The following is an 11734-nucleotide window of genomic DNA, read 5'->3' on the forward strand; positions in this document are numbered from 1 at the left end:
AGAGATTGTTCCTAATTGGAACAACCTCTTCACTCTTACACAAATAGCTCTTCTAAAATTTTCAGTTTATCTTCTGTATATTTCACAAAGCCATCGTTATATGATTTTGGATCTTTCGGATTCGCAAAGTGCGTAATTGCACCTGTCTTCGGATGAACGAACTTACTTGAAGCACCACATCCAAGTCCGATAATCGATTGTACTTCTTCCATAATAACAATGTTGTAAATACTTTCTTGCGTCGGAATTGCATAACCAACGTTTTCTAAGTTACCTAAAATATTCTTTTGACGATATAGGTAATATGGTACGTAATTATGCTTTTGTGTCCATTCTTCTGCTTCGTGCATCATCGCTGTAATTTCTTCACGACCTGCTACTTTATATTTACGTTTGTTTTGCGTCATTTCAGAAGCACGTTTAAATGATAACGTATGAACTGTTAATGATTCTGGCATTAACTTTTCTGTTTCATCTAACGTATGCTTGAAGATTTCTAACCCTTCACCAGGAAGACCAATAATTAAATCCATATTAATATTGTTCATTCCCATTTCACGAGCTAAATGATACTTCTCAATTGTTTCTTCTACAGTATGATGACGTCCAATTGCTTTTAGTGTTTCTTGATGGTATGACTGCGGATTAATACTAATACGGTCAATATTCCATTTATTTAACACTTCTAGCTTCGCTGGCGTAATCGTATCTGGGCGACCTGCCTCAACTGTCACTTCACGCACATTTTTCACATCTGGGAACGCTTCATACATTTCTTCATACAGCATATCCATCTCTTCTGCTGTAATACTTGTCGGTGTACCGCCGCCGTAATAAATCGTCGTAACTTTCACACCTTTTTCTTTTAAAAACTTACCAATTTCACGAACTTCATAATGTAAACCACCTAAGAATGAATCAACTGATCCTTGGCGTCCGTTAATTGCATAAGCTGGGAATGTACAGTATGCACATTTCGTCGGACAAAACGGAATACCGATATAAATACTTACTTCCTCTTTCAAGCGGTATAAATCTGGAACAACCGCTAATTGGCAATCAACAATACGCTGAAGAAGTTCAATTTTCTCTTCATGAATTAAATAGCTTTCACGAAGTTCTTTGTGTGCTTCTTCTTTTGACATACCATTTTGAAGCATTTTGTGAAGAAGTTTCGTTGGACGTACTCCTGTTAAAATACCCCAGCTTTGTTCAAGTCCAGTTAACTGCTGAAGAACAGAAAGATATACATAAGAAACAACGTGCTTCACTTGCTTCATACGCTCTTTTTCATCTGTAAAAGCAGATAAATCTTTTGCGAATGTTTCTTCATACACATTTCCAGTGGCAACATCTGTTAAACGAGCAGATGCTTTCACATTCTCTTCAATGTGAATATCAACGATAAGATTTGCTTCCTCTTGTTCAAATCCAATCGTACTATCTTCAAAAAATAAGCCGCCAATATTTTGTAGCGGACGTAAAAAACGATCATCTTGTAACGTTTTAATTGAAATTAACAACATTATCACCTTTTCATTTGCAAACTCTCTTTAGTTTACTTGAAGGGCGTTTGTAGGTCAATACAGAAGGTTTTACCTTATTTTTATATTCTATTTACAACTGAATAAATATTGCTTCTTCACGAAACTACACTAATACGAACAAAGATGCTAACGATTGAAATTGAATCTCAAACGTACAAAAAAAACGTAGCCAAAAAGCTACGTTTTCCTTTTATCTTCCCGATGTATTTTTATGATTTTTCAAAAATGGAAGCGGGAATTGCTTACGGAAGTGTTCTTTAATCATGTACTCCACACCATTTTCACTATTTGAACGTGTAATCCAGTCTGCTGCTTGCTTTAACTCTACAGGTGCATTCCCCATCGCTACCCCAAGCCCTACATTTTCAATTACCTCTAAATCCTCCATACTATCCCCAATCGCAACCATTTCATTTAGCGAAATATTTAAATGCTCTCCAAGCAATTGTAATCCACGTAATTTTGATACATTTTGCGGCAAAATCTCTATTCGTTTCGAATCACACTCCACATACTCTATATCTTGGAACGCTTTTCTTAATGTATTTAGCCCTCTTTCTTTTTCACCTTTACTATGGAAAATCACATCAATTTTTGGCGCAGCTACTGGATGATCACGAAGCGCATCCCCTAACGAATCTACAAATTGAACCGGATAAAATAGCGGATCTGCGCTTGATAATACAGTACGCGCAATTATGTTTGGTGTATTTCTCTCACGATTCCCTATCGAAAAACGTTCATGAGAAATACGTACATTACAATCAAAGTGCTCCAATACTTGCACAATGTTAAAAGTCTTCTCTTCAGATAATCGCCTTTGAGCATACGGCTTATCTAACGTTGCTGAAACGAAAGCACCACCGTGTGTCACTAATATAGAATCTAATTTTAACGCCTTTGCTACTTTATGAGCGGACTGAAAATTACGGCTCGTAAACAATGTAACGTATACATCTTTTCTTTTCACAAATTCAATTGTTTCTCGTAATCCTTTTGCAATTTTTCCATTGTTGTATAGTAGTGTCCCATCTATATTAAGAGCTAGTAAGCGATAAATCATGTCGCACTCCCCCTCTTCGCTGTTGTACTCTATCCATAATTTATGAAATAAATGTAGCAAATAGAACGAGTTAGAATTACTACTGAAAATTTGGTTTACTATATACATATACAACTTGTAAAGGAGATAGTACGATGCAAGCACCACCTTCTTTTTACGAAGGCGATACGTTAGAAATCGCAAAGAAGTTACTCGGACAAAAACTTGTACATATTGTAAATGGGATAAAACGAAGCGGCATCATTGTAGAAGTGGAAGCATACAAAGGTCCAGATGATAAGGCCGCACATAGTTACGGGGGCAGACGAACAGATCGTACAGAAGTCATGTTCGGCGCACCAGGGCATGCTTACGTATATTTAATTTACGGCATGTATCATTGTTTTAACGTTATTACAGCACCTATTGGCATCCCGCAAGGAATTCTCATTCGTGCTCTTGAACCTGTAGATGGCATTGAAGAAATGAAACGAGTGCGCTACAACAAAACCAATCTCACAAAAGCGCAGTACAAAAACTTAACAAACGGCCCCGGCAAACTATGCCGTGCACTTAGCATCACTTTAGAAGAACGCGGTGTATCATTACAAAGTGACACGTTACATATTGAATTAATGCCAGAAGAAGAACACATGTCATCACAATATAAAATAACGGCAGGACCTCGTATTAACATCGACTATGCAGAAGAAGCTGTTCATTATCCGTGGCGATTTTATTACGAGGGGCATCCTTTTGTTTCAAAATAAAGGAACCATTTCATACTTCATCACACGTCAAAAAACCGAGACCCAAGATTGGATTTCGGTTTTGTTTTATTGCCAAAGAGAAAATTTTGAAAGCATTATTTTTTTAGTGCATTATAATTTTCCAAATTAAACCTCGACAGAATGAAAGTTCCTGTTGGTGTTAAAAGTTGCGAAATAGATTGTAGGACCTGAGGGAATTGTGCTAACTCAATAGGATGCGATATTAGAATGTACTGAAACTTTTGATCAGTAAATACCTCATGTAACTTATCATACGCAACAGAAGTTGTAGGAGCTGTCCGATTTGCAAGAGCTGCCGCTTTTTCATTCACTTCTGCCCCGAATAAGGAAGCCTCTGGATAACACCTTTTCATTTCTAACAAAGTTGCACCGCATCCAGCTCCTAGATGAAGAATATTTACTTTATCAGGCGCAAATCGCTCTAAAATTGTTAGTAAATCATAATGAATGTATAAACCTTCACCATAAAATCCCCATTTTTCATGCAATTTTATATTATTCGCATGTAAAATTACGGAAAACTTCAAACTATCTTCCTTCCACGAGACGCTTCCATAGTGATGAATAAATGTATCTCTACATACATACAATTTATATCCTTTTTCAAAAATTCTTAATGACAAATCATCATCTTCATAATTCCCTGGTGTAAATCGTTCATCTAGTAATCCAACTTCATCTAACACTGATTTTTTTATAAGCATACAAAATCCGATTAATTTCATACGTTCTTCCCATTTATTTTTATCACTTTGATTATATAAAGTTGCAAAAGTCTGCATCTCTTTCATATCTTTATAAAAGGTCGGTATAGCAGTATAGTAAGCAGCATTATTAGTTACGGGCCCTACAGCTCCAGTATCCTCACTTTCATACAGACACCGAATTAAGTTACTTAACCAATTTTCAGTTACGACCACATCATTATTTAATAATAAAATGTTATCGCCTTTTGCTTCTTTAATTCCCTGATTGCAGCCTTTTGGAAAACCCATATTTTCCGCATTTTCCACTAGCAAAATATCCGATTGTTTTTGTAACCATTCTACAGTACCATCTGTTGACGCATTATCGACAACTATTAATTCATATTCTTTTTCCTCTGTATAAGTTCTAATACTTTGGATGCATTCTTTTGTATATTGTAATTGATTATGCGTCAATATAATTATACTTGTGAGCATGAAACAAACTCCTCTCTGCAGCCAAAATGATTATCAAATACTATTTTTTGAATACACTATCAAAATATTTTCTATTATATTCAATACTTGGATTATTAGGTATGAACTTTGCAGCTTCTTCATTATGATAAATTGCCTTTTCATATTCTTTTATTCGATCATAGCAAATACATAATTGAATATGTGGCAACCACGTATGACACTCTTCCCGGACAAATGGAGAATCTTTCGGTCTTGGTCCGTCAATTGCTGCATGGTACCAATATATTGCTTTAGAGTATTCACCTTGTTGCAAAAACACACGTCCTAAATGACAACAAAGTTCTCCTCTCGGTATGTCATACATAAATGATTCTAAACAAGAATCGATCGATTGTTTAAGATTCTCCAATGCCAAATAACATTCGGCTCTTTTTAAACAAGCTTGAATATTATCTTCAACCCAACCCTTTCCTTCATCTAAAAACTTGGTATACCCCTGAATAGCTTTTTCATATAATCCGTGATCCTTACATTCATTTGCATAATAGTACACATCACGAGGGCTAAATTCTTTTCCACTTTCAAGATGTTTTTCGTATATTTTTAAATTACGATTCGTATATACTTTTACTTTTTTATGACTTACCCCAACATCACTATTTATAAGGTTTCCATACACCTCTAAATATTCGTGAATAAATCCATGCCATTGAAAATTTCTACTTCTTTTAACTAATCGATACCTCCTTAAAGAATGCGTTGGTTTTCCTTCTGCATCAAAAGTTAAGTAATAATGCATCGATACTGCATCCGTACTACGATGTAACGTATCTTTTAACTGCAGAAATTTCTTTCTATCCTCCGTAGCTATTATGTCATCTGCGTCTAGCCAAAGAATATATTCTTTTGTAGCTTTAGAAAACGCAAAATTTCGTGCCGCTGAAAAATCTTCAATCCATTCAAAATCATATATTTTCGCATCATACTTCTGCACAATTTCTTTTGTAGCATCTGTGGAACCCGTATCTACAATAATAATTTCATCCACAATACCTTTGACCGATTCTAAGCATTTTGATATCGTTTGTTCCTCATCTTTTACAATCATACATAAACTAATAGCAATTGAGTTTCCCATCATATCCCCCCTATCCTTTTGATATATATGTTTAGAGGGAAAATTATATTTCCTTTGCTTCACAGTTGCGTTTGGATAGAGGCATTTTATGAGGAGATTACGCGGCAATAAAAAAAACGAAGCTTGAATAAAGCTTCGGTTTTTTTCCTACTGACGTTAGTCACTTATTTCTTTATGGGCGAAAGTGTCAATCTGCACCTTCCGCAGTCGCAATATTATCCTCTAAATTTTCTCTTGATAATTCAGCTGCCATAAAATCAGCTGTTTCTGGAAGTGCTAAATGCATATGAGCTTTTTGACAAATTTGGATCGTACAGTTTTCAACAACATAGTCGAAAACATGTCCGCCCCCACTTCTTTCATCATCAATGTAATGTAAGTGGAATCCAGCTACACCAATACCTTGCGCATAATCTGGCGTCCAAAATCCAGCAAGCGTACCTTCTGTATTTTTAAATGAAAAGATTGGTTGTGATTTCGTCACTTCAACGAGCGGTGTATACGGTTTTTCTTGTCTTGGAACAGTTCTCGTTCTTACTTCACGGAACGTACCGTCCATTCGAATACCATAAAATAGGTTTTTACTAGGCATTAATTCATGTAATAAAGCTTCCACTTCTTCACGATTCATCGGACGCTCTACTGTATAACTCATTTCTTTTTCAAAAAACGTTACCGTCGCAAACGGTGTTGTTTCTTCTGGCTCCACTTTTTCTGCCGAACCATCTGAACGTAAATGATAAAATTCGTTATCAAACGCAATCATTTCACCATCTAATTGATCAAATGTGCCGATGCCGAAATCACCACGTTCCTTTAGTTCCTCAAAGCTAATCACACCATCATATATACCATCTAATAGCGCAAGCATTGTAGATGTTTGATATACTTCGTTACTCATTTTCGTTCTTTTTGCATCAATATCAATTAATTGCGCAATAGTCATCTCAACCATGCCTCCATTAGTTTAATTGGTTTGGTAATAATTTTTCACTTAATTTAATGTTGTCACGGTAATCGATTGGAATATCAATAATGACAGGGCCGTCTGCTGCTAGTGCTTCTTTTAATACACCTTCTAATTCATCAGGCGCGTTAACACGAAGACCTGTCGCACCAAAACTTTCTGCATATTTCACAATATCAACATCACCGAACTCTGTAGCCGATGTTCTACCGTATTTCATCATTTGTTGGAACGCAACCATATCATACGTACCGTCTCTCCATACAAGATGTACGATCGGAGAATTTAAACGGACCGCTGTTTCTAATTCCATCGCTGAGAATAAGAAACCACCGTCACCTGATACGGAAACTACTTTTTTACCTGGTTCTACTAAAGTAGCAGCAATTGCCCAAGGAAGTGCAACACCTAACGTTTGCATACCGTTACTAAATAATAATCTACGTGGTTCATAAGAACGGAAACATCTTGCCATCCAAATGTAATGGGAACCGATATCACACGTAACAGTTGTATCATCATCAATTAAAGAACGAAGTGTACGAATAACTTGAAGTGGATGCGTAACACCTTCTGATGCACGATTTGGAACTTCTGCTTGTTCTGATAATTTCGCACGTAATCTTTCTAATACTGCTTCTGATTTCGAACTTAATACAAGTCTCGGTAATTTCTCTGCGATGCTATTTACAGTTAAGGCAATATCGCCAATTAATTCACGCTCTGGTTGGTAATCATGGTCGATATCCGCTTGATGATCATCAAGATGAATGATCGTTCTGTCTCCAAGTTTATTCCAGAATTTCGGATCATACTCAATTGGGTCATAACCGATAGAAATAACAAGGTCTGCTTCTTCTAGTAAAATATCACCTGGTTGGTTACGGAATAATCCAACGCGGCCAAAGAAATGATCTTCTAACTCACGTGAAATGGCACCAGCTGCTTGATATGTTTCAACGACAGGAAGTTCTGTATCCGCAATTAATTCACGAACAGCTTTCGTTACTTCATTTGTGCTTGCTCTCATACCAAGTAAAATAACTGGTAATTTCGCTGATTTTATTTTGTCTACTACATATGTAATATCATGTGTGGGAGCGATTCCAAGCTGTGGCTTAGAAAGCGCACCGATAGACCCTACAGTCGTTTCCGCAGTCATAACATCTTGCGGCAGACTTACTAAAGTAGCGCCTGGATTTGTAGAAGTCGCACTTCGGAATGCATTTGATAATGCTTCTGGCACATTATCAGGATGCTCTACTTCTACGCTATATTTTGTGATTGGTTCGAATAGTGCAGCATTATCCATAGATTGGTGCGTACGTTTTAATCGATCTGTACGTGGAACTGCACCAGCTAAAGCAACAACGGGATCACTCTCCGCATTCGCAGTAACAAGACCTGTCGCTAAATTTGATGTCCCTGGTCCTGAAGTTACAAGACATACGCCCGGTTTCCCTGTTAATCTACCAATCGCAGCTGCCATAAATGCTGCGTTTTGTTCATGACGACAAACAATTAACTCTGGTCCTCTTTCTTGCAGTACATCAAATACAGAGTCAATCTTCGCCCCTGGAATACCGAAAACATGTGTAACACCTTGTTTAATTAAACAATCAACAACAAGATCTGCTCCTTTTGTTTTTGTCTTCACGTCGTTTGCTTTTACACCTGTACTCAAACTAATCACCCTTTATTTCATAATGTGTGTAATAAAGATTTTTAACTTCACCTAGTTAATTAACGTGGTGAAGTATTGTTTATCATTATATTACAAATGCATTATTTTTCCAACGATATGAATTTGACAGTTTTTTGACAAGTATCAAGGAATACGCTTACAACCCTTTATTTATCCTAGAATAATTTTTTATATCTCCTCTAAAAATACACAAAAAACTTCCATTTCATCACAGTATAAAAAAAATCACAGTACCTTGCAAAGAATACTAGCAAATGATATATTTGTAAATATTGGAATACCCATTAATTGGAATAACATTCATGATTAGTATATCGCCCTTTCAAAAAAGAGAGGATTCTCAGCTGTAATTCATCATTTTATAAAGGAAAGTGATTGTAATGAACAAAAGTGAATTTTTAAGCCAACTTAGTTCCTCCTTACGGAATATGCCTAATTTAGAAAAGGAGGATATTATCTCAGAGTACGAAACTCATTTTATTAGTGGTAAACAAGATGGAAAATCTGAAGAAGAAATTTCTAAAAAACTAGGAAACCCTAAAACGATCGCTAAAGAACTTAATGTTTCCTATACAATAAGCAATGCTGACAGTAAACGAAGCTTTAAAAATATGATAACCGCACTATTTTCTGTTATGAGCTTAAGTGTTTTAAACTTTGCCTTTATCATTATCGCCTTTTTCGTACTACTCTTTTTATTACCGATTCTACTAGCACTGATCATTGCCACTCCAATATTAATTATTTCACCTATTTTATTAATAGGATTAGGATTCTTTAAAGGGTTTCATCAAATTAGTTATTCCGATGTTTATAATGTGTTCATCGCTTTTTGCGTCGGTTTACTGATATCCGTCATATGTTATCAAATGGTAAAACATCTATATGCACTTTTAGTAAAGTATCTGAAATGGAATATTGCTATTTTACAAAGATAATAAGGAGATTAATATGAAAAAGTATATTTTATACCCAATTATGTTACTCACTATTGTATTTCTATCAGCTTGTTCAAACAGTATACAACCTAAGGAAGAAAACGATGTACAATCTATTAAAGATATTACGGTTAAAATTCCGGAAACTATATTCACTTCCTCAAAAAACAATGAAACTATTAATGAAGACGAGATGAAACGAAATATAAAAACTTATTTAGATTATAGCGGAGAGTTATACGAAAACATCGTTACACTTTCGTCAGCTATGTCTGACGAGAAGGTTACTAAATCCGACCGAGAGAAATTACAAAAACTAATAGATTTAGCGCAACAAAACGATGCGAACTTCCATAATTTTATTAGTAACAATACGATTCCTAATGATTACAAACAGCCTTCGAAGGAAATTCATGAATATATTTCATCATCTACGGCACTTTCAGTAGAACTAGAGCAAGAACTAGACAAACTCGCTGAAGATGGTAACTTATTCAAGACTGATTTTTCTTTTACAAAACACTTTGAGAAAGTTAATGGTAGGAAGCAAGAAGAAATTGAAAAGTTTTTGAAAGAAAAGAACATTGAGACTGAGTATTTCAAAAAATAACGTTCTATACAAATATCAAATGCCCTAAATAAAAAAGACGCCCCATCCAAGGGGCATCTTCCACTATTACGCTTGTTGTTGCGCGTTATATAATTCTTCAAGTGGCTTCATGATAATTTTATTAATGTCGCCAACTACAACGTTTAGACGTTGCTCAGTTTCCATTAATTTTGTGATTTTAGCATCTTGTTGAATGCGAACTACAACTTCTTGTGCTTGTTGGTTGTCTTCTTCAGTGATTTCTTGACCTTGCATCATTTTTTGTTGTAGGCTAAGTTGCATTGTACGGAACTCATCGAATAAGTTCTTTGAAGCTGCATCAGCTTGAACTGCTGCGTAGCTTTCTTTTAACGTTTTGAAGTCTTCGTTTTCAGCGATTGCTTTTTGTAATTCATATGCAACATCATGAATGTTTTTTGTCATTTTATTTTTCCTCCTTTAGAAGGCTAGCACTTGTCATGCGCACTGCCTTTTAAGTACGTTTTCATACGCACCTCTTCTTACCATATCAAACTATGCAAGAGATGTGAAGAAATTTCACTTTTATTTCTATGTACTCATCTTTATTACTTAAGAAACAACAGTAACAATCCTTGCACAAGTCCGATCATTCCACCTAATAATGCTCCTAAATACGTAATCATTTTCAGTTCATTTTTTGTAATGGACAGAACTAGATCTTCTAGTCTCTCTGTTGAAAATGTAGATACTTCTTGCTGAACAATTTCCGCAAGGTGTAGATTGTTTAGTATGCTCTCTACATTTTCTGTTCCCCACTTCAAGCCTTCCGTTACTATGCTTGGAACCACTTTTTCAAGTATTGTTTCTCGAACCGGCTCACATACTTGCTGAACAGACTGACTTAAAAATTTACTTACTGTTTCTTCTACTTTAACAGCTGACAGCACGGAGCTTACAATCATTTCTTTCTCTACAAATACTTCTACTTCTTTAACATCTCTTCCTTTTAACTTTTCCCACTCTTTTTGCAGTACGTCAATTAAAATTTGCTTCGTGCCATCTTGTCCTAAAAACTTAATGACTTCTGGCTGCACACGATCTACTACACTTACATTTCCTAAAAACATCCCGACTAAGTTAAGTAGCGTTCCGCGAGAAGCGAAGAAATCATCAATCATTTTTGAAAGACGTGCTTTCCCTTCTTCACTTTCAAAAAAACTAATTCCTCGCTTTAAAATAAACGCCGAAATATTCGGAATCACACGCTCGACTTTTTCATGGACAGAATGAGGTAAAGCTTGTTCCCATGTATATGTATAATACTCTGCTAAAAATGCCTCTATTTTTTCTGTAATCACACGTTCGATTTTTTCTGTTGCCTCTTCTTCTACATGCGCTACATTCCATTTTTCTAACATATGTCGCAGTGACTGTCCATTCGTCATTACTTTATCCACTTCTACTTGTGTCCATTGAATTAAACTTTTTTGAAATTCTTCATTTGTTAGCTTTTTTCCGATTCCTTCGGGCGTTAACAAATGCTCGACAACCATTTTTCCTAATTGAACAGCAAGCTCATCTCGGCGCTTCGGAATTAACCCTGGCGTAAATGGGACTTGAAACTTCCCGATATAAATAGGACGATGAGGACGAAATAACATTTTTATCGCTAAATGATTTGTAAATCCTCCAATAATTGCTCCGAGCCCTGTCGTCGTTAACATACTTAACCATATATTCATTATAATCAACCTTTCGCTTCTCCAAAACTATAGCATATCATCATATGGACAAAAGTATAATGGTATAAAAACGTATTTGCAATATATAGCTTCGCCTATTATGCAAATGTTTGTAAAGGAGTGATTT

11 protein-coding genes are annotated in these 11734 nt (G+C 35.7%); 3 read left to right on the forward strand and 8 right to left on the reverse strand.

Annotated features, from left to right (window positions below; genetic code table 11):
* Positions 1 to 35: 35 nt before the first annotated feature.
* Positions 36 to 1526 (reverse strand): coproporphyrinogen III oxidase, encoded by a 1491-nt coding sequence (locus tag BAQ48_RS10395; protein WP_071711019.1) that lies wholly within the window; start codon positions 1524 to 1526, stop codon positions 36 to 38.
* A gap of 211 nt (positions 1527 to 1737) precedes the next feature.
* On the reverse strand, positions 1738 to 2610 hold the full coding sequence (locus BAQ48_RS10400; protein WP_071711020.1) for a Cof-type HAD-IIB family hydrolase: 873 nt from the start codon (positions 2608 to 2610) through the stop codon (positions 1738 to 1740).
* A gap of 134 nt (positions 2611 to 2744) precedes the next feature.
* On the opposite strand from BAQ48_RS10400, the gene BAQ48_RS10405 reads away from it, so the two are divergent.
* On the forward strand, positions 2745 to 3359 hold the full coding sequence (locus BAQ48_RS10405; RefSeq protein ID WP_071711021.1) for a DNA-3-methyladenine glycosylase: 615 nt from the start codon (positions 2745 to 2747) through the stop codon (positions 3357 to 3359).
* A gap of 95 nt (positions 3360 to 3454) precedes the next feature.
* On the opposite strand, the gene BAQ48_RS10410 is transcribed toward BAQ48_RS10405, so the two are convergent.
* From BAQ48_RS10410 to alsS, 4 genes are all read right to left on the reverse strand, one after another.
* Positions 3455 to 4564: a glycosyltransferase gene (locus BAQ48_RS10410; RefSeq protein ID WP_071711022.1), complete on the reverse strand. Its 1110-nt coding sequence runs from the start codon at positions 4562 to 4564 to the stop codon at positions 3455 to 3457.
* 40 nt (positions 4565 to 4604) lie between these two features.
* Positions 4605 to 5684: a glycosyltransferase gene (locus BAQ48_RS10415; RefSeq protein ID WP_084064530.1), complete on the reverse strand. Its 1080-nt coding sequence runs from the start codon at positions 5682 to 5684 to the stop codon at positions 4605 to 4607.
* A 187-nt stretch (positions 5685 to 5871) separates the two neighbouring features.
* The gene (gene alsD, locus BAQ48_RS10420) at positions 5872 to 6630 is read right to left on the reverse strand and encodes an alpha-acetolactate decarboxylase (RefSeq protein WP_071711024.1); all 759 of its coding nucleotides are present in this window, start codon (positions 6628 to 6630) and stop codon (positions 5872 to 5874) included.
* A gap of 16 nt (positions 6631 to 6646) precedes the next feature.
* Complete coding sequence (gene alsS / locus BAQ48_RS10425) at positions 6647 to 8335, reverse strand: acetolactate synthase AlsS (RefSeq protein WP_071711025.1); 1689 nt, start codon at positions 8333 to 8335, stop codon at positions 6647 to 6649.
* 401 nt (positions 8336 to 8736) lie between these two features.
* Between alsS and BAQ48_RS10430 the strand changes: the two genes are divergently transcribed.
* Positions 8737 to 9294: an HAAS signaling domain-containing protein gene (locus BAQ48_RS10430; RefSeq protein ID WP_071711026.1), complete on the forward strand. Its 558-nt coding sequence runs from the start codon at positions 8737 to 8739 to the stop codon at positions 9292 to 9294.
* Positions 9295 to 9307: 13 nt separating this feature from the next.
* Positions 9308 to 9904 (forward strand): NDxxF motif lipoprotein, encoded by a 597-nt coding sequence (locus tag BAQ48_RS10435; RefSeq protein ID WP_071711027.1) that lies wholly within the window; start codon positions 9308 to 9310, stop codon positions 9902 to 9904.
* Positions 9905 to 9970: 66 nt separating this feature from the next.
* Here BAQ48_RS10435 and BAQ48_RS10440 read toward each other — a convergent pair whose 3' ends face one another.
* Together BAQ48_RS10440 and BAQ48_RS10445 are read right to left on the reverse strand one after the other, a co-directional pair.
* The gene (locus BAQ48_RS10440) at positions 9971 to 10327 is read right to left on the reverse strand and encodes a YlbF/YmcA family competence regulator (protein WP_000164613.1); all 357 of its coding nucleotides are present in this window, start codon (positions 10325 to 10327) and stop codon (positions 9971 to 9973) included.
* A gap of 143 nt (positions 10328 to 10470) precedes the next feature.
* Complete coding sequence (locus tag BAQ48_RS10445; RefSeq protein ID WP_071711061.1) at positions 10471 to 11607, reverse strand: DUF445 domain-containing protein; 1137 nt, start codon at positions 11605 to 11607, stop codon at positions 10471 to 10473.
* Between the last annotated feature and the right edge of the window lie 127 nt (positions 11608 to 11734).

Source organism: Bacillus luti, from assembly GCF_001884105.1.
Taxonomy (GTDB): Bacteria; Bacillota; Bacilli; order Bacillales; family Bacillaceae_G; genus Bacillus_A; species Bacillus_A luti.